Source organism: Marinitoga sp. 1137 (genome assembly GCF_001941525.1).
GTDB lineage: Bacteria > Thermotogota > Thermotogae > Petrotogales > Petrotogaceae > Marinitoga > Marinitoga piezophila.
The window spans coordinates 177,876-202,395 of sequence record NZ_CP009471.1; the positions used below are offsets into that span (position 1 = coordinate 177,876).

The window sequence follows — 24,520 nt, forward strand, 5'->3', positions numbered from 1 at the left end:
AATCAACTCAAAAATGTAAAAGATATAATAAAATCATTAAATAACCAACAAAAGAAAAAATAAAGGGAATAATCAAATTTTTTAGCATTGAAGACATCTTAACACCAAAAAAATTAGAAGTTAATAATAAACATAAGTGTACAGGTGAAAGCAAAACTCCTATTATTGCAAAATAATAATTAGTTACTGCAGCTGCTAATAACGGAAATGCCCCAGAGGTTGCAAGACTTAGTGTAAGAGGTATTGTAATAGAAAAAGCTGCTTGAGTTATTCCCGTAATCAATCCAAGAATAAATGGAGAAAAAATTATAATTATCCAGGGATTAATTCCAAAATTTTTAAGTTCTTCAGTAAACATAACAGAAAGATTAGAAGCACTAATAAAATTTTTATACCAGAAAACCAAAAATAATAAAAGAAAAATAGAATATTTCAATTTAAAAAGATTTTTATAATTCTTGGTAAAAATTGCGTATAAAACTGCAACAGTAAATACAACTAACCAACCTTCTATCTTTAATAAAACTCCAATAATTATAGCGATAATTGGTATTAAAGAGTCAATAAAAGTTATCATATCTTTTTTACTATAATTAATATGTATTTTACCAAGTCCAAAATAAAACCAGGCGCTTACAATTGCAAAAATACCAATTGGTAATTGCAAAAATAAAATTTTAACCAGATCAGTTTTTGTAAATACTGCTTCAAGAACAAGAGCCGGATATAATATCCAGAAAAATTCCATAGAATGTCTAAACCAATAATTCATAGAAGCAGCAGTTAGATGATCCAACTCACTTTCATCAGAAATATCTCTTACCATTGGTGCAGTGAACATTGCACCACCTGGCATAGGCAAAAAGCCTAAAAACATGGGCATTAAAGCAGAAGCCTGTTTAGCATTAAAAATATTTTTTATACTATTGGAAAACTTTTGTGAGTTTCCAGAAGATTTAAAAGTATCAGCTATTAAATAGATACTATATATAGTTATAATTATTTCATAAAACTTTTGGTCTTTTAATGTTATCAAAAAAGCTGTTGCGGTCATAGGAAACTTTGCAGAGATTATTGCAGTAGAAATCAAAGCAGCAAATATTCCCCAATGAACACTTTTGGTAAATTTTATTGCTAAAATCAAAATAAAAAATCCTGCCAATATGGATAATGTAATCATTCAAAAACCTCCCTGATAATTAGTTATCCTAATCATTATATCATAAAAATATTGATAACAATAAAAAAATCCCGCAAAAAGCGGGATTAATTATAAACACTTAAAATATTTTTCCTTTATATAATGGGAATTTTTCACATAATTCCTTTACTTCTGATTTTATTTTATTTTTAAATTCTTCGTCTAATGTTCCATCTTCATCTTTTATATTTGTAATAACTTCATTAATTAATTTAGCAATAACAACCATTTCTTCTTCTTTCATGCCTCTTGTTGTAACAGCAGGTGTTCCTATTCTAATACCACTTGTTACAAAAGGTGAACGTGTTTCCTTTGGAATAGTGTTTTTATTTACTGTAATTCCAGCAGCTTCTAAAGCTTTTTCAGCAGCTTTTCCGGTTACATTTTTTTCATTTAAATCAACAAGGAATAAATGAGAATCTGTTCCACCTGAAACAATTCTAAATCCAAGTTTTTCCATTTCTTCAGCAAGTTTTTTTGCATTTTTTATAACCTGTTCTTGATAAGTTTTAAATTCTGGAGATAAAGCTTCCTTAAATGCCACAGCTTTTGCAGCAATAACATGCATTAAAGGACCCCCCTGAATTCCAGGGAAAATACTCTTATTAATTAATTTATATAATTCCTTATCGTTAGTTAAAATCATACCGCCTCTTGGGCCTCTTAATGTTTTATGTGTTGTTGTTGTAACAACATGTGCATATTCAAGAGGATTTGGATATAATCCAGCAGCAACAAGTCCTGCAAAGTGTGACATATCAACTACAAGATATGCTCCGACTTTATCAGCTATTTCTCTAAATCTTTTGAAATCAATAATTCTTGCGTACGCACTTCCACCAGCAACAATTACCTTTGGTTTATGTTCAAGAGCTAACTTTTCTACTTCATCATAATCTATTACTTCTGTATCTTCATTTACACCATATTGTACAACGTTGAATATTTTACCTGAAAAGTTTACTGATGCACCGTGAGTTAAATGTCCCCCATGGCTTAATGACATTCCCATTAATGTATCGCCAGTTTCCATTAATGCAAGGTAAACACCCATATTAGCCTGAGAACCTGAATGTGGTTGAACATTTGCATATTTAGCGCCAAATAATTCCTTTGCTCTATTTCTTGCAAGAGTTTCTGCTTTATCTACAACCTCACAACCACCGTAATACCTTTTTTTAGGATAACCTTCAGCATATTTATTTGTTAAAACGCTTCCCATTGCTTCCATAACTGCAACTGATGCAAAATTTTCTGAAGCAATTAATTCAATTCCATATTCCTGTCTGTTTAATTCTTCGGTTATAATTTCGAAGATTTCAGGATCAATTGTTTTCACATTTTCCCACATATTCTCTCCTCCTCACCGATAAAATTTTCACATATATTATACAATAAATATAATAAAAATACTAATACTAACATTGAAAAAAATTTCGTGAAAAAAATTTCACACACCATTTAATCAGGGATAATTCCATATAACCAGATGTATACCCCTCTAATCAACTTTGTAAAAAGTAAATTAAAAGTGTAAAATAAAAGTGAGAAATAAACTACTTTTTGGAGGGGTGATTATTGTGAAATTTGAAAATAAGTATTCAGAAACCGTTAAAAGGATTAAATCAAACCTTATCAGAGAATTGTTAAAAACAGCTGGTGATAAAGATATTATTTCATTTGGTGGTGGAATTCCAGATCCAGAAACATTTCCTATTAAAAAAATGTCAGAAATTGCAAATGAAGTAATTATGAATGAATACAGAGTATCATTACAGTATGGTTCAACAGAAGGTGATCCAGAATTAATTAAACAGTACATTAGATTAATGGAAGAATATGAAGGTATCCATGGTTTAACAGAAGAAAATTTAATGGTTACAACAGGATCACAGCAAGCATTATTTATTGTTGGAACAGTATTTTTAGATGAAGATAGCTACTGTGCAGTAAGTAAACCAATTTATTTAGGAGCAGGAAGTGCTTTTAATCAAAGAAATCCAAAATACATTAGCATTCCACTTGAAAAAGATGGTATGAATATTGACTATCTTGAAAATGAATTAAAGAAATTAGATGAAAATGGAGAAATCGATAAATTCAAATTTGTTTATACAGTAAGTAATTTCCACAATCCAGCAGGAACAACATTATCACTTGAAAAGAGAAAAAGATTAATTGAATTAGCAGAAAAATATGATTTTATTATCATTGAAGATGATCCATATGGTGCATTAAGATTTGAAGGAGAAAAGCAACCAAGTATCTTCAAATTAAATAATGGTGAAAGGGTTGTCTTATTAAATACATTTAGTAAAGTATTATCTCCAGGATTAAGAATAGGTGTTATTGTTGCAAATAAAGAGTTAATCAGAAAAATGGTATTGGCAAAACAGGGAATGGATCTTTGTTCTTCAACATTAACTCAGAGAATAGCAGCAAGATTTATTGAAAAATATGATTTATTTGAAGAAATAAAACCAACAATAGAGTTATACAGAGCTAAAAAAGATAAATTTATGGAAGCGTTGGAAAAATACCTTGGAGATATTGAAGGTGTTGACTGGATTAGACCAGAAGGTGGATTGTTCTCATGGATTACATTACCAGAAGGTTTTGATACAATGGAATTATTTGAAATTGCAAAGAGAAAGAAAGTAATCTATATACCAGGCGAAACATTCTATGTAGATGAACCAGAAAGAAATACAATGAGAGTTTCATTCTGTCTTCCATCATTTGAAGAATTAGATGAAGGTGTAAAAAGATTAAGAGAAGCAATTGACGAATATGCAAAAGAAAAAGGAATAGAATTGAAATTAAAATAAATAATATTTTAAGCATTGTGAGGTGAAAAAATGAAACGAATTTTAGTAATCAATCCTGGTTCAACATCAACTAAAATAGCAGTTTTTGAAGATAATAACTTAATAGTTTCTGAAGAAGTTTCTCATTCAATGGAAGAATTAGAAAAATACGATAGATTAATGGATCAAATAGATTTAAGAAAAAACGAAATCGAAGAATTTATTGGAAAATATGGATACAAAGTTTCAGACTTTGATGCAATTGCTGCAAGAGGTGGTATTCTTCCACCTCTTGAAAGCGGTACTTATAAAGTAAATGAAGAAATGGTTGATTATTTAAGAAACAAAACAAAAATAGAACACGCTTCAAATCTTGCCGCTGTAATTGGTTGGGAATTGTCAAATGGAGAAATACCAATATTCATTACAGATCCTGTTTCAGTTGATGAGTTTATACCAGAATCAAGAATTTCAGGTATACCTGAAATTGAAAGAAGAAGTTTATTCCACGCTTTGAATATGAAGAGCGTTGCAAGAAAGGCTGCTAAAGAGTTAAACAAAAAATATGAAGATTGTAATTTTGTTATTGCACATCTTGGTGGGGGAATTTCTGTTGGCGCACAAAGAAAAGGAAAAATGATAGATGTAAACAACGCAAATGACGAAGGACCATTTAGTCCTGAAAGGACAGGGGAATTACCAGTTGGCGATCTTGCAAAAATGGCATTTTCTGGTAAATACGATAAAAAAGAATTAAAGAAAAGATATATTGGAAAAGGTGGTCTCGTAGCATATCTTGGAACAAATGACCTAAGAGAAGCAATGAAAAAAGCCGAAACAGATGAATACGCTAAAAAAGTAGTTGAAGCTATGGCATATCAAATTGCTAAAGAAATTGGCGGTATGGCAGCTATATTAAAAGGTGAAGTAGATGCAATTATTATAACAGGTGGTATGGCAAGAAACGATGTATTTATAGATATGATTAAACAAAGAGTATCGAAAATTGCATTAATTATGAGATATCCAGGTTCATTTGAAATGGAAGCATTAGCAGAAGGTGCATTAAGGGTATTAAACAATGAAGAACCAGCTAAAGAATGGAAATTGTGAGGTGAAACAATGAGAATTAACAAAATAATTGAACTTGCAAAATCAATGGAAGTAAAAAAAACCGTTGGTGTTGCAGCAGCTGAAGATGAAGTAGTGTTAAAGGCTGTTGAAAGAGCTTTAAAGGAAGGAATTTGTAATGTTGTATTATATGGAAACGAAGAAAAAATAAAAGAAATTGCAAAAGAACATGATATAGATATTTCCAAAATGGAAATAGTTCATTGTGAAAATAATAAAGAAGCAGTTAGAAAAACTGTTGAAGATGTAGCCTCAGGAAAAACAGACCTTCCAATGAAAGGCCATATCACAACAGGTGAATTGCTTTCAGTATTCTTAAAAGAGGAATATGGATTAAGAACAAAAAGCACAATGAATCTTGTAAGCGTATTTGATATAGAAGGTTATCATAAATTACTTATTGTAACAGATGCTGGAATGGTTATAGCACCAACTTTAGAACAAAAAGTTGATTCAATAAACAATGCAGTAAAAATAGCAAAAGCTTTGGGAATTGAAACACCAAAAGTAGCAATAGTAGGCGCTCTTGAAAAGGTTAATCCAAAAATGCCAGCAACAATGGATGCAGCAATAATTACTCAAATGAACAGACGTGGTCAAATAAAAGGCTGCATAGTAGATGGACCATTTGCAATGGATAATGCAATTTCTAAAGAAGCAGCAGAACACAAAGGAATAAAAAGTGAAGTTGCCGGAGATGCAGACATTATAATTATGCCAGATATCGAAGCTGGAAACATATTCTATAAATCCATGGTATTCTTATCAGGTGCTGGTGTTGCAAGTACAATTCTTGGCGGTAAAAAACCTGTAGTTTTAACTTCAAGAGCAGATTCTGATGATGCGAAACTATTATCAATTGCATTATCAGTACTCTTAGCTTAGGAGGTAATAGTTATGTATAAAATATTAGTAATAAATCCTGGTTCAACATCAACTAAACTTGCAATTTACGAAGACGATAAACTTCTTTCAAAAGATACAGTAAGACATTCATCAGAAGAATTAGCTCCTTTTGAACATATTGCAGATCAATACGAATTTAGAAAAAACGTTATAAAGAAATTCCTTGAAGAAAGCGGACATTCATTAGAAACATTTTCTGCAATTATAGGAAGAGGTGGATTATTAAGACCAATTCCAGGTGGAGTATACGCAGTAAATGAATTAATGAAAGAAGAATTAAGAGAAGGAAAATACGGAGAACATGCTTCAAATCTTGGGGCATTAATTGCAAGTGAATTAGCAAATGAAGTTGGTATTCCAGCATACATTGCAGATCCTGTAGTAGTTGATGAAATGGAAGATATTGCAAGATTCTCAGGACATCCAGATTATGTAAGGAAATCTATTTTCCATGCATTAAACCAAAAAGCTGTTGCAAGGAGCACAGCAAAAGAAATGGGAAAATCATATGAAGAAGTTAATTTAATTGTTGTACATATGGGCGGTGGTATTTCTATCGGTGCTCATAAACATGGACGTGTTGTTGATGTAAATAACGCACTCGATGGCGACGGTCCTTTTACCCCCGAAAGAGCTGGAACATTGCCAATGACTCAGGTAATGGATTTGGCCTATTCAGGAAAAATGACATTAGATGAAATGAAAAAAAGGATAAAAGGAAAAGGTGGTTTAGTAGCATATCTTAACACAAACGATGCATTAGAAGTTCAAAAAAGAGTAGAAAGTGGAGAAGAATATGCTACAACAATTTATAAAGCAATGGCATTACAAATATCCAAATGGATTGGAAAAATGGCAGCTGCTTTGAATTTTGAAGTAGATGGAATTGTTTTAACTGGCGGTTTGGCATACGATAAAAATAATATGGTTAAATGGTTAAAAGAACATACAGAGTTTATAGCACCTATTTATGTTGTGCCAGGTGGAGATGAAGAAAAAGCTCTTGCAGAAGCAGCATTGAGAGCGTTAAAAGGAGAAGAGGAAGTTAAAAGTTATCCTCAGGAGGTAAATAATGGTTAATACTGATTTTAAATGTCACGTTTTTATTGGAATGTTTGGTTCTGGAAAAACAGAAATAGCCTTAAATACAGCAATATATCTTAAAGAAAAATATGATCATGTTGCAATAGCTGATATAGATGTAATAAGTCCATATTTCAGAACAAGAGACGAAATAGATATATTAAGCAATATGAATATCAAAGTAATAACACCACCAAAAAGATTTATGCATGCGGATTTACCAATAATTCCACCAGAAGTTGGAGGATATATAGTAAATCCAGAATACCAAACAGTAATAGATGCTGGTGGTAATGAAGACGGAGCTACAGTAGTGGGATCACTAAATAACTTTTTGACTCAAACAAAAACAGCAACATATTTGGTTGTAAATACTAAAAGACCGTTTATGAACACAGTAGATGATATTATATATAATCTCGAAAGATTAGGTGCAAAGGCAAGAAGAAAAATAGATTATTTAGTATCAAATTCCAATCTTCAAAATGAAACTACTGAAGAAGTAATTCTCGAAGGTGAAAAATTATTAATGGAAGTTTCTGAAAAAACAGGAATACCAATAGCATTTACAGTAGTTCCTGAATTCTTAAAAGATATAGAAACACAAAATAAGAAATTCATTTTAAGAAGATTTATGGATAAAGTGTATGAATTATGAACCTGAAAAGGAGGGATACGATGGAATACAAAAACAAAGTTGAAATCGATCAGGAAAGATGTAAAGGATGTGGCCTTTGTATAGATGCCTGTCCTACACAGACATTAGGATTTTCAGAAGCATTTAATGCAAAAGGTTATCATCCAGCAGCAGTTTTACATCCAGAAAAATGTATAGGATGTGGATTCTGTTACCAGATGTGTCCTGATGTATGTATCACAGTTTCAACATTGGAAAAGGCAAATGCTTAAGGAGGGATAATTGATGGGCGAAAAAGTAATGGTTAAAGGTACAGAAGCAATTGGTGAAGCCGCCATAAGGGCTGGATGTAGATTATATTTTGGATATCCAATAACACCACAGAGTGAATTAACAGAATATATGTCAAGAAGGTTACCACAGGTTGATGGTACATTCTTACAGGCAGAAAGTGAAGTTGCAGCTGTAAATATGATTTACGGTGCAGCAGCAACAGGTTCAAGAGTATTCACATCAACATCTTCACCAGGATACTCATTAATGCAAGAAGGTGTTTCATATATTGCTGGTGCAGAATTACCTGCAGTATTTGTAAACGTTGTTAGAGGCGGTCCAGGTTTAGGAGATATTCAGCCAGCACAAAGTGACTACTTCCAGGCAACAAAAGGTGGAGGACACGGAGATTACAGACTTGTTGTATATGGTCCAGAATCATTACAGGAAGCTGTAGAATTAACAATAAAGGCATTTGATGTTGCAGATAAATACAGAAATCCTGTTTTAATCCTTGCAGACGGTATGCTCGGTCAGATGATGGAACCAGTTGAATTCCCAGAATATAGGGATTTATCAACATTACCTGATCATAGCTCATGGGCAATGCAGGGAGCAAAAGGAAGAGAACCACATAAAATAACTTCATTTGATATAAATGAATATGTTTTAGAAAAAATGAACTTAAGATATCAGGAAAAGTATAAGAAAATAATTGAAAACGAAATAATGTACGAAGAATACAAAACAGAAGATGCAGATGTTATTCTCGTTGCATATGGTACAATTGGAAGAATTGCAAAAACAGTTGTTGATACAGCAAGAGAAAAAGGCGTAAAAGCAGGTTTAATAAGACCAATTACATTATGGCCATTCCCATATGAAGCAATTGCAAAATTAGCAGATCAGGCAAAATTATTCTACACAGTTGAAATGAGTATGGGACAAATGGTTGAAGATGTAAGATTAGCAGTAAACGGTAAAAAACCAGTTGAATTCTACGGAAGAACTGGTGGTGTTGTTCCAACACCAAATGAAATATTAGATCATTTAATGGAATTGTTATAAGAAAGGAGGAAAATTATGTCATATAAAATAAAATTTAAAGGTCCTGAGTCATTAAGCGGAAAAGAATTTACTTACTGTCCAGGATGTCATCATGGTATAATCCATAGATTAATAGCAGAAGTATTAGATGAATTAGGAATAAGAGAAAAAACATTAATGGTTGCTCCAGTAGGATGTTCAGTTTTTGCATATGAATTCTTTGATGTAGATGGTACAGTTGCACCACATGGAAGAGCTCCAGCAGTAGCAACAGGTATGAAAAGAGCAAGACCAGATAATGTAGTATTTACATATCAGGGTGATGGTGACCTCGCTGCTATAGGTACAGCAGAAATTATGCACGCAGCAAACAGAGGAGAAAAAATCACAACAATATTTGTAAACAATGCTATATATGGTATGACTGGAGGACAAATGGCTCCAACAACATTGCTCGGAATGAAAACAACAACTTCACCATATGGAAGAAAAGCAGAAAATGAAGGTTATCCAATTCATATGGCAGAAGTATTATCAAACTTACCAGGTGTAGCATTCTTAGCAAGAACAAAAGTTAACAAACCACAGGATGTATTAAAAACAAAGAAAATGATTAAAAAAGCATTCTTAGCTCAATTAAATGGCCTTGGTTTTGGTATGGTTGAAGTTCTTTCAACATGTCCAACAAACTGGGGTGTAAATCCAATTGAAGCTAACAAATGGTTAGAAGATAACATGGTTCCAGAATTTCCATTAGGCGTTTATGTTGACAAGGTGGGTGATGAAAAGTGAGACATCATGCATTCATAGCAGCAGGATTTGGTGGTCAGGGTGTAATGCTCTTTGGAAAAATCCTTTCATTAGCAGCAATGTACGAAAATTTATATACAACATGGTTACCATCATATGGTCCAGAAATGCGTGGAGGTACAGCAAACTGTACAGTAGTTATCTCAGAAAAATACATTGCATCACCAGTTGTAGACAAACCATCAGAAGTTATAGCATTTAATATTCCATCAATGTACAAATTTGAAAAATTCTTACCAGAAGGTGGATTATTACTTTTAAATACATCTGTTATAGATAGAGAACCAGAAAGAAAAGATGTAAAAGTAATAAAAATTCCTGCAAATGAAATTGCAGATGAATTAGGAAATATAAAAGTTCAAAATATGGTAATGTTAGGAGCATATTTAAAAGCAACAGATGCAGTTTCATTTGATTCAGTAAAAGCAGCTCTTGAAAAATCATTAAAAGGTAAAAAAGCAGATTTATTAGAAATCAACTTAAAAGCAATTGAAGCTGGAATGAAAGCTGCAGAAGAACAATTATAATTAATAATATAAAACCGGAAGCTTAAAAGCTTCCGGTTTTATATTACTTCATCAACTTCATTTATATTAAGTATCTCATTTATATCATTAACAATTTTATCTATATATTCTGGATTTTCTACAATATCTATTTCATCGCCGTCAACAACATAAATCTTTGATTCGTTATAATTTTCAATCCAGTCCTTATATAAATTATCAAGTTGCTGCCAATATTCAATAGGAACCTGCATCTCCATTTCTCTTCCTCTTTTAGCAATTCTTTTAACAACAGTATCCACACTTGTTTTAATATATATCAATAAATCAGGCTTTTTTAAAAATTCAAGCATAGTATAAAATATTTGAGTGTATGTCTTATATTCCCTTTCGCTCATCTTACCTGTTAAATAAAGATTTCTTGCAAAAATTTCGGCATCTTCGTATATTGATCTATCTAAAATAGCATCTGTACCGCTATCGATTATATCCTTAATACTATTAAATCGATGAAAAAGGAAAAAGGTTTGTAAATGATATGACCATTTCTTTTGGTCCTTATAAAAATCTTCTAAAAATGGATTATCAGCAACAGATTCATAATATGGTGTAAAACCAAGCCTTTCTGAAAGAACTCTTGTAAATGTAGATTTTCCAGCACCAACATTCCCGGCTAAAACTATCATCTTTCCCATTATTTTCCCTCCAGATAATTTATTATTTTTAATAAAACTTCTTTTAACTGTTTTTCATCAAAAACATTAAAATTATTTCCGTCAATATAAAGAAAATCCTTCTCATTAGAAAAATATTCCTTATAACCTCTATCAACCAATTCCAGATATTCCTTTGCAATGACCTTCTCCATGTCTCTATTTCTCTTTTTAATTCTTTCAATAACAGTATCCACATCGGTATCAATATAAATAAGAACATCAGGTTTCTTAATATCCTCAGTTAAAATCTCATAAATCTTAAAAAACTTTTCCTTTTCCTTTGAATTGGTAATTGTAATATCGGCAAAAATCTTATTCTTTAACATATCATAATCAGAAACAATTAATCTTGAATCATTATTCCTGTGATATTGCTTGTATCTTGAAACAAGAAAAAACATTTCTGTTTGAAATCCTACATCTTCATTCTTATATAATAATGGAAGATAAGGATTATTTTCAAATTCTTCTAAAATCAACTCATCAGCATTAATTTTATAAAAAATAGCATTAGCAAGCGTTGTCTTTCCACTTCCAATATTCCCTTCGATATTAATTCTTAACTGCTTATCCTTAAAATATGCTAAAATCTCTTCCATCATGCCACCTCAATATTCAATAAAATAAATTCATTAATGCCCTATCATTATATAAAAGAAATATTGAAAAAATCTTTAATTTTCATTAAGATATCTATATATAGTAGTTATTAATTTCTCAAATACTATACATAGCAACTTAAAATAAAAATATTATAGTACTTGACAAATTATAAAAATTACAGTATAATATATACTGTAAAAAATAAAGGAGGGATAATATGGATTTAGATTTTATCTCATTTGAAACATTTGGTATATTTATAAAAGACGGTTTTTATCCATTACTAGATGGTTATGGTAGTAGTGGAATGTTAGAACTAATAAAATTTGATCCATCTGATGAGTATCCTGAAGTTTATTATAGTGAAGCCAAAAAAGAGGAATATCCTTTTCTTGATTTTAATGTAGAGCCATATGAAGTTACAACCCCTCCAAAGATTTTAGATGATGGAACAGAAGCAATAACGATGTATAAAGTATATAAAACCAATAATGAAAGAGTTTATGTAAGAGAGTTATATAGAAGGATTAAGAGACTAAAAAATGGGGAAGTGAAAATTATAGAACAATATTATGATGAAGGAGATGTAATTGTATTAGAGAATGAGGAAAAAAAGGTATTTGTTATGCATAAAGGTTCATTTGGTATTGATTTAAATTTAGATGATGATGACAATGTAGTAGAAGTTAGTGATGTATATCAATATCCTGATAAAGAAAAGAGGTGGGGCAATGAAAAAGATTAAATTAAAAGAAATATCAAATATTTTTTTATCCCCTCAGGTAGAAGAAACACCTGAGGGCAATTTTAATTATATAAAACTTTCATCAATAACAAAAAACAAAATAGAGATAGAAAAACTGTCAAAAGCTGTGTATAATAAAAATAGAAACATAGAAAAATATCTCTTAAAGAAAAACGACATAATCTTCAGCGCAAAAGGTTCAAATATCTTTGCCGTCCATATTGATAAAGAGATTCCAAACCTCATTTCAGCACAATTCTTTTTTAACATTAGAATCAATTCAGGTAAAATACTTCCAGAATTTCTCACAATAATATTAAACAATGAATATGCAAAAAGATATTTTGAAGAAAGACGTGTTGGTAAGATAATTAAAGTTATTAAGAAAAAAACACTCGAAGATTTTGAATTAACATTACCCCCGCTTGAAATACAAAAGCAAATAATAGAAATTGTAAAAAACTTTGAAAAAGAAAAAAAATTAAAATTAAAAAGCCTCCAGCTAAAAGAAGAGCTAATAGATAAAACAATATTCTTAAAAGTATGGAGTGATTTATGTGTATAAAACAATAGTGGAAATACTGAAAAATATATGGCAACATTCGGATTCAAAAAATCTGGAATTAATCCAGGCACAAACGCATTTAATAGCGTTCTATAAATTGTTACACGACTTAAAAATAGAAAAAGATTACATAACTCAAAAACATGAATTAATTGAAAAAACAGAAAATATAGAAAATTCAGTTTTAAACTCGGAAAACTTTTTTGAACAGATAAAAAAACAAATATCCTTTATTGAAAATGCAGAAAATATTCCAGACATTCCCGATGAATCAAAAACAAAAGTATTTAGATTATTAAACAATCTTGATTTTTCAAAAAATATATTAAGAGGAACATATAATGAAATTATAAATTCATTCCTTGATACATTAAATACGCTTCCAGAAAGAAATTTGCAAAGGAATATAAGAAACAATGAAAATGAGGACTTGCATATATTAATAAGTATAAATTTCAAAGAGCTAAAAAAAGCATTAGCAGAAACAATTACATCTAATGAGAATGTTCACATCACAAATCCTTATTTAACAGGAATTCTACCGGAAAAAATCTCAATTTTATATAACACAGAAACTGCTGAAAAAAAGATAATCTTTGAAATATACAAACATCTTATTCAGGCTAATGAAATAAAATCAGAAAAAATAAATACAGAAATAGATTTTATTTCCTTATTCAATAAAAAATGCGAAAAAGAAATAAAATTAAATACAAAAAAAATACTTATCTTTGACTCAGAAAATTGTGCAAAACGATTCCACGAAAACAACAGTCAATACTCAAAAAACATTGAAAAAATGATAAAAATAAATGGCAAAAATGAATTATACATCTATGCAATAAACCCGGATAAAAAAACAGAAAATATAATAATAATCAATACAAACCAATCAGGAAAAACAGATAAAATAGAAATAAAAGAAAAAGAAGTTATAAACCATAACTTTTCTTTCGATATTCAAAACTACCAATTCACAGGTGAAAAAATAAAAAAAGATATCGAAAAAATAAAAACTCTTCTTGAAACAAAATACTCAGAAACCAAGCAAAAAGAAATAGGTCTAAAAACGCTGGAGTTATTATCAGAGTTATATAAGAAATAAAATAGCGTTTATGTTTTAATTAGATAAAAATCCTAAAAGATTATCATTTATGAATATAATTATTAATATTTATAGTATATTGAAAATTATGAAGATTAATTTAATTAAAATGTTTTTTGTATTTTTATATTGAGATGATATAATGAATAACAGAATGTAAAAATATTATAAAATAAAAAGGAGGTTTTTTTGTGGCTATACCTACATATGATAAATTAATGTTACCATTATTGAAATTATTGTCAGATAGAAATGTTTATGATTTAAAAACATGTGAAGAAATTTTGGCTGAAAAATTGGGAATTACAGATGAAGAAAGAATTCAAACTCTAAAAAGTGGTAAAAGAATATTTTATGATAGAATTGGTTGGGCAAAAACATATTTAAAAAAAGCCGGTTTAATTGAAAATGTTGAAAGGGGTAAATTTAAGATAACTGAAGAAGGTTTAAAATTGTTACAAGAAAATCCTGAAGAAATCAATAATAAAATGTTGTTAAAATATGATAGTTTTAAAAAATTTTATTATAGTACAGATGATGAACAGAATACTAATGAGACTTTTGAAGAAAAAATTGAAACTTCTGAAAAAACTCCTCAAGAATTATTTGAAGAAGCCTATCAAAAGTTTAAATCTTCACTTATAGAAGAAATTTTAGAACATCTAAATAATATTTCTCCAGATAAATTCGAAGAAATTGTTCTTGATGTATTAGTTAAAATGGGATATGGCGGAACTTTTGAAAATGCCAAGAAAAATACACAAAAAACGCGTGATGGTGGTATTGATGGAATTATTAATGAAGATAGATTAGGATTCGATAAAATCTATGTTCAGGCAAAAAAATGGGATAAAAATCAAGGTGTTGGAAGACCTGAAATACAAAAATTTTCAGGAGCATTAGATACTCCTAGAGCGAATAAGGGAGTTTTTATTACTACATCATATTTTACAAAAGATGCTATAGATTATGTTAAAGAGAATAATAAAAAGATTATATTAATTAACGGAAAAAAATTAGCAGAATTAATGATTGAATATGGTGTTGGTGTCTATGTTGAAAATTCATTTGAAATAAAAAAAGTAGATACCGATTATTTTGAAGAAGAATAAGTAAATATTTTCTACAATAAAAAATATGTTTTATATTGGAAATTAGTTATATAAAAAAATACAATTTCCCTTCTGAGTTTTGCTCGGAAGGGTTTTTTGTAACTTAGTATGATATAATTTTAGTGTGGCAGAAATGGTTAAACGTATAGAAGTGAATTAAAAGAAGACAGATTGGAGATATGAAACAATGAAATAGAACATAATTTTATTATAAAAATTACTCATAATATCTTTTAAAGAGGTGTGAAAAATGGATTTTAGATTAAATAAAGATATACAAAAATTTCTTATAAATAGAACTTTAGAAGAGCTTTTTATTATTTATAAGAAGTATGAAAAAGTATATCCTCTGGAAAAAGTATCAGATTTAATTTATAGAAAACTTGTAGATTATGAATATTTTGAAGATTTTGATGAACTTTATAAAAATGAATTTAAAAAGTCTTATAATATATATTCATCAAAAAATTTTATAGATCCTATAAATGTTCATATACCGATAAAGTTTATTAGAAAAGAGCATTTTGAATTTTTGGATAATATAGAAAAGAAAGAGAATATAAAAATTGAATATAAAATTCCTTACTTAACATTAAATGGTGTTTATATCACGGTGGAGAGAGAATACGTCGATTTTATTCTTAACGCTTTTGAAAAAGAATTTTTCAAGGAATATTCATTAAAGAATATTTTCGTTTTTTCTCCATTATATAAAGGTGTTTATGCAATTCTTTTTGAAGAATACTATACTTCATTAAGTAAGTATCTTGTTCTATTTTTTGAAACAAATCCAAAAGAGATAAACATTGAAGAGGTTTATAATTTCTTATTGAAAACTTTTGAAAATAATAGTATAAAAAAAGTTATAGAATATTTTATAAGAGGAAATAATAATATTTTTGAACTGGCAGATCTCGAATTTGATATGCCAGAATTGAAAAAGAATATATCCATTAAAAATGATACAGGAAAGATTATAACAGAAATATTTAATATGGGGATAAAAAAAGATAAGATAAATTTTGAAAAAATGCAGAATTTGAAAATGGAATCAAAGGATTTAAATACTTTTGAAAATTTGTTAATAAAAAAAATTGAAAAAGCTGTAATGAATTGGTTTTATGAAAATAAGGTTCACGATGATATTTGGCATAAAAAAATAATAGTTTTTAAAAAGTATGATGGAAAATTGCGGGTACTCGAAGGTAAAATAAATAAAATTGAGCGTTATGAAATTATAATTGAAATTGATAGGGATTTTATGATTGATGAAGCTTGTATTAATTTTCATTTGTTTAGCCATCCATTCTGGAAAGATAAATTTTTTATTCCATATGAATTGTTTGAAGATATCAATAAAATTATTGCTGATACATATTCTGATTTTTATTATTATGAAGGTGATATGTGATGTTGGAACTTGATATAAATTCACAAATTGCATTAATTGAATATGAAATATATAAAACATTTAAAAATGTGTATCTTGAAAATAAGTATATAATCGCTCCTGATCAAATGGCAGAATTAATATATGAAACATTTAATGAAATAGAAGAAGATATGGAAACAATGAAATATATTTCAGCAAAAGATATTGAGGATAATGAAAATAAATGGTATAACACAGATTATTATTGGTATTATTTTGCATTTAATGGCGCAGAAAGAGAACCAGCAAATATGGTAAAAGTATATATTCCAGTTAAAACAAGCAAAGTAGAATATCATGAATTTTTTCAGGATTTATATAATAAGAACAATGAACTATCCTTTATTTATAAACTTTCAAGAATAAGAAGAAAAGAAAATTTAGTATTATGGTGTAATAAAAGAGATCTTGAATATCTACTGGAAAGCTTTGAAAAAAACTTTAAAAATGATTATTCGATTACTAATATTTCTTTTTTTTCTCCATTATATAAAGGGATGTATGGAATTACCAGAGAATTTTATCCCAGTTTCAACAGATTATTCAGCGAAGCATTAACGATGTTCTTTTATAGTGAAAGTGAAGAAAATATAAATTTTTCAAATTTTATTGATTTTATAAAAAATAACGTTGAAAAAAATCACATATTGAATATCAGTTTTAATGATTTAATTAATAGAACTTTTAAGATCTTAGATTTAAATAGAGATGATTATTCAAAAGAAAATTTTAGGGATTTGAGAAGTTACTGCAGAGAAATAGAAAATTATAAAGATTTAAAAGAGAAAATTATAAAATTTTTCGAAATTCATAATATAAGAATAAAGAAAAGCAAAAAACTTGTTGAATATTACAGCACTAAATTATATTATTCTGATGAAAATATAGGTGATTTTTTTGTAGAATTAAAAAGTATTTTATCAGATTGGATAATAAAAAACGCGAAAATTAATGAAAAAATATATCTTTTTAAAAAAGAAAATTATCAACTTAAATATAGAATATATGAAGGTAAAATAAGTGAGATAAATAAAGATTTGAAGACAGTGAAAATCATTTTAGATAAAAAAGATGAATATAGTCGTGATTATGAAAGAGAATTTGGAGATAAATATATATTTGATTTTAAATTGTTAAATATAAGAAAAGAAATCTTTTTCGTTCCAGAGGGAATAATGAACTTAGAAGCTATAAATAGTAAAATAAAATTTTTGAGTTACTAATAATATTAATGAAAATCAGGATAATATAAAAATTTTATAAAAACGGGGGAATGATATGAAAGAGTTGAAGTTAATTAATTTAAGTAAAAATCACTTTGAGGAGATTGCTGAGTTTATATTGCCTTTGTATGAAAAAGATCCTATGAATTTTCTCTTTTTAGGACCTTCTGGTGATTATGTAAAGCAAATTGCAGAAAGTGTTGCAAGGAAAGTTGATAAGACTATCAATAGAGATGCATTTAGGGTTATAAATCAATATGCTGTTGAGATGTTTAGAAAATATGAGCCAAGTTCTCTCTTTATAGACAGGGATTTTTTAAAAGCCTATATCGCCAAGGAACTGGAGGATTTAATTGAAAAAGAAAAAAATAATATAGAGTTTAGAAAATATGTAAAAACACTTGCAAAATCAAAACAGGCCATTGAATATTTGCTTGAAATCTTCGAAAAGAAATGGGAAATATCTAGAATTGAAGATGAAAAACTTATTGAAAATCATCCGTTGTATTCAGAAATAGATAAAGATATGGAAAGTGATAATAATCTCTTTAAACTGTATAAACATCTTGAAGAAAAATTAGAAGATATCTTAAATACAACTTTTGACGATTCAAAAAATAATGGAAAGAATTATGATCAAATTAGTATTTATAAATGGTTCTACAATGAATTGCCTGAAATTGAAAAAAAACTTGGAAAAACACTTGTTATAAGTGGATTTTTTGATATTCCTCCAATATTAAATAAAGTATTAAAAACATTGTTTAATCTGTTTGATAATGTAATCTTTTTTGCGTGGAATCCTATTGATGATGAGTCGTTTGAAAGTCTTGAAAATATTCTTTATTTCCTGAAAAATGAAGGTTTTTCTGGAAATTATAAAAAGGAAAGTTTAAAGGAATTATTTTTAAATACAACTTTTCAAAAGGGCGTGTTTAAGAATACTGTTCTTGAAATTGAAAATATTGCAAAAGAAATAAAAAGAAAAATAATATACGAGAATTATCAACCTGATGATTTCGGAATAATTGTTCCAGATTCGCAAACTGCCAATGCATTTGCTGAATTTTTTGAAGAATTAAAGGTTCCATATAGGCTTAAAAATGATATGCCACTTTCAGAAAGTGTAATGGTATCTAAATTATTATTGCCATTAAAAACAAAATATTCCGGTTATGAAGTTGAAGACTTACTTGCATTAATAGAAGCAGGTTATGGCGGAGAACGTTCATTATCAATTGATGAAATAGAATCACTTTTAAAAACATTAAACCTTTATTATGACTTTCCAAAAGCTTCATTGAAATCGAGAAAAGAAAAGTGGTTGAGTGTTGTTTCAAAGCGTCTTGAAGAAATAGATAAAGAATTATTTGATTCTGATGAAAAAGAGAGATTGGAATTGCAGAGAGCCGAATTGGAAGAATTAGAAAAGATACTTGAAACATTGTTCAATTTATTGGAAGAAATAGACAAAAACGATTTTGAGCTTACATATTATAGGGAACTTTTAAATACATGGATTAAAGAAGGAAGAATAAATGTAGAAAATATTGATAAGGTTGAAAGTGAATTAAATGCATTGTATAAATTTCATGAATTGCTGCTTACTTTAGAAAAAAATCTGGAACATTTAATACCTGGAAAAATAAAACTTTCAAAGTTCTATAATATTCTTTCCAGTTTAATAGAAACAGAAAAATACAGAATTTCAGAAAGATATTCCAATACAGTGGAAATATTTTCACTTAATGATTCCAGGTTTGTACATAAAAAGTATAAAATATTTGTTTCATTTACGGATATAAATTATCCTTCTATACATATAAATCCATTATTATCGTCTATTACAAAAGAAAATAATTACTCAAAAATCTCTGAGTTACAATTCAGAGAAAATATGTTTATCTCAATGCTTTTTGCTGATAATGTGATATTTACATATCCAAAAGCCACGTTATCTGGAGAGGAAATTCTTGGTTCTTCATATGAAAAGGATTTTGAAAAATTATTTGAAATTAGAGAGTATCCTTTTGCTATAAAAAGCGAAGAGATTGTTCCTGAAAATACGGACGAAATCTATTCTCTCGAACAGGCAGCTTTGTATTTTGCATATAATAATTTAAAGTCCAACCTTGATGAAATTAATGAAGTTATTTCAGAAATTGAAAAATTAAAAGAGAAAAGGGATAATTATAATTGGGTGTTAGATACCAAATATTCTATTGGGGATATCAGTCATAATAAGATATCAACATATGTTGATTGCCCATTTAAATATTATCTGAAATATATAGCAAGAATAGCGGCAAATAAGGACTTTTCTATTTTCTATGTAGGTAATTTAAAGCATAAGATAATGAAGAAATTATTTGATAAGTATTCAACATATAATTCCATTTATAGCCTTATTGAAGACGAAGAAAAGTTATATGAAGAAATTAAAAGTATTGCTTATGAAGAATGGGATAATTCGGGTGTAGATGAATTGAAATCGTATAAGATTGTAAAAGAAGTGGAAATTGAAGATATATCACAGGATTTAATCTTTACTATAAAAAAATTAATAGAGTTTTATATTCATTTTAAAAATTCAAAGATTAAAGACGAGCAGAAAAAGATTATAAAATACAAAAAAGTATTGAAAAGCGAATTTCCTGTTTCCGGTAAATATGAAAATTATGATCTTTTTGCAAGGATTGATAGAATCGATATTCTTGAAGAAGATGTGATTTTTGATATTGATGAATCAAAAAATGAATTGATTCCTGTTGGTAAAGAAGAAAAGGAAGCATATTCAATAATAGATTATAAAAATAGTAAAAGTTTCCAAAGTGAACAATTATTATTTTATTATTATATATTATTAAGCAATTCTGATTGGAAAGAAAAATTAAAAGAAAAATCCGTATTTTTGAGCTTCCTTCCAATGAAAGAAAAGGATTTTAATAAAACTGACGCTTTAATATGGATTAAAATAAAAAATGACGATTTGTATATAAAATATTCTGGAAATTCAAATTCATATAATCAAATATCACTAAAAGAATTTGAAAGCTGGTTTAATGAAGTGGTAGATGCCATTAAAAATTCAGAATTTTATCCTGTTTTTATTAATGATGATGAAAAACTAAAATTTAGATTTTTAGATTATTTAAAATCAAAAGGATACAATGTGAGAAATAGTAATGAAAAATATTATACATGTGAAGGTAATGATAATCCTAACGGATTATCAATAAAATGTGAGTATTATTCATTATGTAAGATTATGGGATTTGGAAAATATATTAATTTAAAAAATAGAGATCACTTAAAAGCTAAACGTAAATCTAAATAATGAGGTGAAGAAAATGCCTGAAGTTTTAAATATAGAAGAAATGAAAAAGAATCTCGATAAAAATTATTTCATTTCAGCTTCTGCAGGTACTGGAAAAACATATACTATAACTCAATATTATGTTGCTATACTGGAAAAATACGAAAAGGAAAATAATCCAGATATTGTTCAAAATATTCTTGCTGTTACCTTTACCAATAAAGCGGCTGGAGAAATGAAAGAAAGGATTTTGGAGGAGATTGATAAAAAGTTAGATAAAGGAAAAAATTATAAATATTGGCGTCAGATAAAAACAAATCTCAATAGTGCATGGATAATGACAATAGACAGTTTCTGCTCGAGAATATTGAGAGAAAATAATATAGCAATAGGTGTTGATCCCAATTTTACAATAATCAACGAATTAAGAATGGGGATTGAAATAGAAAAATCTGTCTATAATACATTAAAGATAATATTTTCAATATATGAAGATATTATGGAAGATAAAGAATCAAACATTGAAGAAATTACATTCTTTTTATCGCCTGAACGAAGAGAGACAGTGAAAAAAATTATAAATGAGTTAATTCAAAATAAAGAAAATTTCATTATTGCATTGAAATTTATACTTCAGGAGCTAAAAATCGATACATTTAAGAGAGTTTTATTGGATACATTAAGAAATTGGCGAACTGAAATGAAAATGAGTCAAATTCCTGAATATGATTTACCTAATCCTGACTATAATAAAGTATTATGGCTTTTTAAAAATGCTGTTTTAATAGCGCAGGAAATATATAATTTATATACTGAAGACCAATTTCAATTTGATTTTAAAGGTGTATTAGCCAAAACCTTGGAAACACTTGAAGATGAAAATATAAAAGAGAAGTATCAGCATAAATTTAAATATATAATAGTCGATGAGTATCAGGATACCAATTTCCTTCAAAAAGCATTGTTTGATAAGATCCATACAGATGAAAATTATATCTTTTATGTTGGAGACAGGAAACAATCAATATATAGATTTAGAGGTGCAGATGTTTCTGTATTTGCAGTTACAGAAAATGAATTTGAAGAAGATAGCAAATTTCAATTAAGGGTTAATAGACGTTCAAATGCAGAAATTGTTGAGTTTGCCAATGAATTTTCGGAAAAGATGCTGTTTAATGATGAATTACTTGGAGTATATGAAAATGTAAAGAAAACATATGAAAAAATATATAAAAATTTGTTATTTAGTGAAGATAAGGATTATTCTGAATATGAAGTAAAAGACGAAAACGATGTTATTCCTTCAATTTCAAAAGATGGAACAGATAAAAGAAGAATAAAATATGTAACGTACATAAAACCAAAGAAAAATGATAAAAAGTCAGATGAAGAAAAGAATATTGAATATGAAACAATTGCCAGAACTATTCAATCATTAATTGGTAAAAAAATGAAATTTAGAAAAAGAGAAAATGGAAAAATTATTTTTGAAGAAAGAGAAATAAAATATAGCGATATTGCTGTATTATTGAGAGAATTAAAAATTTCAGAAGATAAAATAAGAAAATCATTTAAAAAATATAATATTCCTTTTTATATTCTTGGAAGTAAATCATTTTATGATAAAAACGAAATTCAGACCATATTTTCTGCATTAAATGCCGTTCAAAATCCTCGTAATGACTTCAATTTTTCAGCATATATGATGTCATTAATTGGTGGTATGACATTTGAAAGATTAAATGAGTTCATAGAAATAAAAAAAGGAAATAAGGAAAAATATAGTTCATTATATGAAGTAGTAAGCAATAATAAAGATAAACTATCTCCTGAAGAATTAAAAGCATTTGAAGTTCTGGAAAGATATGTGAAATTAAAATACTATTTAAAACCAACACATATTTTAAAACAATTTATTTCAGAAACAAATTATTTATCAAAATTAACACTGATGTCTGATGCACATTATGCAATAGCAAATGTAAAAAAACTTATCAATGAAGCTGAACAATATAACACACTTGCTGTTTCATTTGCGGAATTAATAAAATTATTAAAAAAGACATCGGAAGTTTCAGAAAGCGAAGCAGCTATAGAAGATGAAAAACAAAATGTTGTAAAAGTATTAACAATCCACAAGTCAAAAGGCCTTGAATTTCCTATTGTAATACTTGGTGGCCTTGGTAAAGAGCTAAATTTAAATTCAGAAGAAGAAACAGGTGAAAATGTCAGTTTAAGTAAGGAAGAAACGGAATTTTCATTGCCAGAAGACAATGTAAGATATTTTATTCTAAAAAAATTATTCCTCAAGACAGTTAAAAATATAGAACTTCCTTTAACAGATAAAGAAAAAATTAATGTGGAACTTGGAGAAGGTTTTTCAAAAAAGTTTGATATTAATAAATTTCTTGAAGATACTGAAGTTTTAAGGTTAATGTATGTTGCAATAACAAGGCCAAAAGAAATGTTAATTCCTATAATTCCTATTGTTCAGGAAAATAAAACAAAAAAGAAAAAAGATGAAAATGATGATGGAAAGTATAAATATGTAGCCGATTTGTTTATGCATTTTCAATACGAAGACAAGCGAGATATTATTGCATTAGAAGAGCTTGAAAATAATGAAATATCTGTAAATGAAGAAGTTCCTGAAAAATCGTGTGATATAAAAGAAAAACAATTAAGCGATTTAACAGGATTTGCATATAAAAAATATATAGCACCAACATATATAATCAATGAATTAAAAAAGGAAGAAACAACAGATGATTTAACAGAAGAAGGATATATAAAAATCACAGCAGATGATTTCTTTTCTGATGAAGAAAGTATATTAAAAGGAACGGAATTACACAATTTAATGGAAAGTGTTGGTAATTTCAGTCAAATATTGAATTTAATCGAAACTGGAGAGCTTCCAGAGGAATTGAATAATGCGTTAATTGAAAGATTATTTTCTGCTAAAAGGTTCAAAACTGAATGGCGACTTGTGAAAAGGTTGTTGATTGATAATAAAGAGTATATGATTTTTGGTGTTCCAGATAGGGTAATATTTGATGAAGAAAATAATATTGAAATTCTGGACTATAAATATTCAGAATTGAACAATTCTGAAAAAATAGAAGATTATAAATTCCAATTGCAATTTTATATGTATCTTTTAAAAGACTTTGGAAATCCGTTAAAAGGATATATTATAAGCTTGAAAAATGGAAAAATAATTGAGGTTGAATACAACAAAAACTTTGAAGAAGAGTTAAAAAAGAAGATATCCATGTTATAATAAAAGTGTATTTTAAAGA

General features: G+C 28.1%; 21 protein-coding genes. 17 read left to right on the plus strand and 4 right to left on the minus strand.

Features of this window, described 5'->3' with window-relative positions; all coding sequences use genetic code 11:
- Positions 1 to 7 precede the first annotated feature (7 nt).
- A complete protein-coding gene (locus tag LN42_RS00960; protein WP_075780117.1) occupies positions 8 to 1,180 on the minus strand; it encodes a DUF401 family protein in 1,173 nt (390 codons plus the stop codon).
- Between the two features lie 100 nt (positions 1,181 to 1,280).
- A complete protein-coding gene (glyA, locus tag LN42_RS00965; RefSeq protein ID WP_014295677.1) occupies positions 1,281 to 2,552 on the minus strand; it encodes a serine hydroxymethyltransferase in 1,272 nt (423 codons plus the stop codon).
- A 229-nt stretch (positions 2,553 to 2,781) separates the two neighbouring features.
- Between glyA and LN42_RS00970 the strand changes: the two genes are divergently transcribed.
- Genes LN42_RS00970 through LN42_RS01010 form a run of 9 tightly spaced genes read left to right on the plus strand, consistent with a single transcriptional unit; the run spans position 2,782 to position 10,422 of the window.
- Positions 2,782 to 4,029: a PLP-dependent aminotransferase family protein gene (locus tag LN42_RS00970; RefSeq protein WP_014295678.1), complete on the plus strand. Its 1,248-nt coding sequence runs from the start codon at positions 2,782 to 2,784 to the stop codon at positions 4,027 to 4,029.
- Between the two features lie 30 nt (positions 4,030 to 4,059).
- A complete protein-coding gene (gene buk / locus LN42_RS00975) occupies positions 4,060 to 5,121 on the plus strand; it encodes a butyrate kinase (RefSeq protein ID WP_014295679.1) in 1,062 nt (353 codons plus the stop codon).
- 9 nt (positions 5,122 to 5,130) lie between these two features.
- Positions 5,131 to 6,024 carry a bifunctional enoyl-CoA hydratase/phosphate acetyltransferase gene (locus LN42_RS00980; RefSeq protein ID WP_014295680.1) on the plus strand — a complete coding sequence of 298 codons (894 nt, stop codon included), beginning with the start codon at positions 5,131 to 5,133 and terminating at the stop codon, positions 6,022 to 6,024.
- Positions 6,025 to 6,036: 12 nt separating this feature from the next.
- Positions 6,037 to 7,125 carry a butyrate kinase gene (buk, locus tag LN42_RS00985; protein WP_075780118.1) on the plus strand — a complete coding sequence of 363 codons (1,089 nt, stop codon included), beginning with the start codon at positions 6,037 to 6,039 and terminating at the stop codon, positions 7,123 to 7,125.
- A complete protein-coding gene (locus LN42_RS00990) occupies positions 7,118 to 7,786 on the plus strand; it encodes a hypothetical protein (RefSeq protein WP_014295682.1) in 669 nt (222 codons plus the stop codon). The genes buk (LN42_RS00985) and LN42_RS00990 overlap by 8 nt, the downstream gene beginning before the upstream one ends.
- Positions 7,787 to 7,806: 20 nt before the next feature.
- Complete coding sequence (locus LN42_RS00995; RefSeq protein WP_075780119.1) at positions 7,807 to 8,037, plus strand: ferredoxin family protein; 231 nt, start codon at positions 7,807 to 7,809, stop codon at positions 8,035 to 8,037.
- A 13-nt stretch (positions 8,038 to 8,050) separates the two neighbouring features.
- Positions 8,051 to 9,106 carry a 3-methyl-2-oxobutanoate dehydrogenase subunit VorB gene (locus LN42_RS01000; RefSeq protein WP_014295684.1) on the plus strand — a complete coding sequence of 352 codons (1,056 nt, stop codon included), beginning with the start codon at positions 8,051 to 8,053 and terminating at the stop codon, positions 9,104 to 9,106.
- Positions 9,107 to 9,121: 15 nt separating this feature from the next.
- Entirely contained in the window at positions 9,122 to 9,877 is a 756-nt protein-coding gene (locus LN42_RS01005) for a thiamine pyrophosphate-dependent enzyme (protein ID WP_014295685.1), read from the plus strand.
- Complete coding sequence (locus LN42_RS01010) at positions 9,874 to 10,422, plus strand: 2-oxoacid:acceptor oxidoreductase family protein (protein WP_075780120.1); 549 nt, start codon at positions 9,874 to 9,876, stop codon at positions 10,420 to 10,422. Before LN42_RS01005 ends, LN42_RS01010 begins: the two co-directional genes overlap by 4 nt.
- 38 nt (positions 10,423 to 10,460) lie before the next feature.
- Here the strand turns inward: LN42_RS01010 and LN42_RS01015 are convergent, their stop codons facing one another.
- Together LN42_RS01015 and LN42_RS01020 are read right to left on the minus strand one after the other, a co-directional pair.
- Complete coding sequence (locus tag LN42_RS01015) at positions 10,461 to 11,096, minus strand: deoxynucleoside kinase (protein ID WP_075780121.1); 636 nt, start codon at positions 11,094 to 11,096, stop codon at positions 10,461 to 10,463.
- A complete protein-coding gene (locus LN42_RS01020) occupies positions 11,096 to 11,716 on the minus strand; it encodes a deoxynucleoside kinase (RefSeq protein WP_075780122.1) in 621 nt (206 codons plus the stop codon). The genes LN42_RS01015 and LN42_RS01020 overlap by 1 nt, the downstream gene beginning before the upstream one ends.
- A gap of 221 nt (positions 11,717 to 11,937) precedes the next feature.
- Between LN42_RS01020 and LN42_RS01025 the strand changes: the two genes are divergently transcribed.
- From LN42_RS01025 to LN42_RS01060, 8 genes are all read left to right on the plus strand, one after another.
- Positions 11,938 to 12,465: a hypothetical protein gene (locus LN42_RS01025; RefSeq protein ID WP_075780123.1), complete on the plus strand. Its 528-nt coding sequence runs from the start codon at positions 11,938 to 11,940 to the stop codon at positions 12,463 to 12,465.
- Positions 12,452 to 13,030, plus strand: coding sequence for a restriction endonuclease subunit S (locus LN42_RS01030; RefSeq protein WP_075780124.1), 579 nt, complete (start codon positions 12,452 to 12,454; stop codon positions 13,028 to 13,030). Before LN42_RS01025 ends, LN42_RS01030 begins: the two co-directional genes overlap by 14 nt.
- On the plus strand, positions 13,023 to 14,135 hold the full coding sequence (locus tag LN42_RS01035; RefSeq protein WP_075780125.1) for a hypothetical protein: 1,113 nt from the start codon (positions 13,023 to 13,025) through the stop codon (positions 14,133 to 14,135). Before LN42_RS01030 ends, LN42_RS01035 begins: the two co-directional genes overlap by 8 nt.
- A gap of 191 nt (positions 14,136 to 14,326) precedes the next feature.
- Positions 14,327 to 15,247, plus strand: a complete 921-nt coding sequence (locus LN42_RS01040; protein ID WP_075780126.1) for a restriction endonuclease — start codon at positions 14,327 to 14,329, stop codon at positions 15,245 to 15,247.
- Between the two features lie 250 nt (positions 15,248 to 15,497).
- The gene (locus tag LN42_RS01045; RefSeq protein ID WP_075780127.1) at positions 15,498 to 16,658 is read left to right on the plus strand and encodes a hypothetical protein; all 1,161 of its coding nucleotides are present in this window, start codon (positions 15,498 to 15,500) and stop codon (positions 16,656 to 16,658) included.
- Positions 16,658 to 17,902: a hypothetical protein gene (locus LN42_RS01050; RefSeq protein ID WP_075780128.1), complete on the plus strand. Its 1,245-nt coding sequence runs from the start codon at positions 16,658 to 16,660 to the stop codon at positions 17,900 to 17,902. The genes LN42_RS01045 and LN42_RS01050 overlap by 1 nt, the downstream gene beginning before the upstream one ends.
- Before the next feature lie 55 nt (positions 17,903 to 17,957).
- Positions 17,958 to 21,239, plus strand: coding sequence for a PD-(D/E)XK nuclease family protein (locus LN42_RS01055; RefSeq protein ID WP_075780129.1), 3,282 nt, complete (start codon positions 17,958 to 17,960; stop codon positions 21,237 to 21,239).
- A gap of 13 nt (positions 21,240 to 21,252) precedes the next feature.
- Positions 21,253 to 24,501 carry an exodeoxyribonuclease V subunit beta gene (locus LN42_RS01060; RefSeq protein ID WP_075780130.1) on the plus strand — a complete coding sequence of 1,083 codons (3,249 nt, stop codon included), beginning with the start codon at positions 21,253 to 21,255 and terminating at the stop codon, positions 24,499 to 24,501.
- Positions 24,502 to 24,520: the final 19 nt, after the last annotated feature.

Coding starts and splice junctions, on each gene's coding strand:
- LN42_RS00960 (WP_075780117.1), bottom strand. CDS start 1,180: ATGATTACATTATCCATATTGGCAGGATTTTTTATTTTGATTTTAGCA.
- glyA (WP_014295677.1), bottom strand. CDS start 2,552: ATGTGGGAAAATGTGAAAACAATTGATCCTGAAATCTTCGAAATTATA.
- buk (WP_014295679.1), top strand. CDS start 4,060: ATGAAACGAATTTTAGTAATCAATCCTGGTTCAACATCAACTAAAATA.
- LN42_RS00980 (WP_014295680.1), top strand. CDS start 5,131: ATGAGAATTAACAAAATAATTGAACTTGCAAAATCAATGGAAGTAAAA.
- buk (WP_075780118.1), top strand. CDS start 6,037: ATGTATAAAATATTAGTAATAAATCCTGGTTCAACATCAACTAAACTT.
- LN42_RS00990 (WP_014295682.1), top strand. CDS start 7,118: ATGGTTAATACTGATTTTAAATGTCACGTTTTTATTGGAATGTTTGGT.
- LN42_RS00995 (WP_075780119.1), top strand. CDS start 7,807: ATGGAATACAAAAACAAAGTTGAAATCGATCAGGAAAGATGTAAAGGA.
- LN42_RS01000 (WP_014295684.1), top strand. CDS start 8,051: ATGGGCGAAAAAGTAATGGTTAAAGGTACAGAAGCAATTGGTGAAGCC.
- LN42_RS01005 (WP_014295685.1), top strand. CDS start 9,122: ATGTCATATAAAATAAAATTTAAAGGTCCTGAGTCATTAAGCGGAAAA.
- LN42_RS01015 (WP_075780121.1), bottom strand. CDS start 11,096: ATGGGAAAGATGATAGTTTTAGCCGGGAATGTTGGTGCTGGAAAATCT.
- LN42_RS01020 (WP_075780122.1), bottom strand. CDS start 11,716: ATGGAAGAGATTTTAGCATATTTTAAGGATAAGCAGTTAAGAATTAAT.
- LN42_RS01025 (WP_075780123.1), top strand. CDS start 11,938: ATGGATTTAGATTTTATCTCATTTGAAACATTTGGTATATTTATAAAA.
- LN42_RS01030 (WP_075780124.1), top strand. CDS start 12,452: ATGAAAAAGATTAAATTAAAAGAAATATCAAATATTTTTTTATCCCCT.
- LN42_RS01045 (WP_075780127.1), top strand. CDS start 15,498: ATGGATTTTAGATTAAATAAAGATATACAAAAATTTCTTATAAATAGA.
- LN42_RS01050 (WP_075780128.1), top strand. CDS start 16,658: ATGTTGGAACTTGATATAAATTCACAAATTGCATTAATTGAATATGAA.
- LN42_RS01055 (WP_075780129.1), top strand. CDS start 17,958: ATGAAAGAGTTGAAGTTAATTAATTTAAGTAAAAATCACTTTGAGGAG.
- LN42_RS01060 (WP_075780130.1), top strand. CDS start 21,253: ATGCCTGAAGTTTTAAATATAGAAGAAATGAAAAAGAATCTCGATAAA.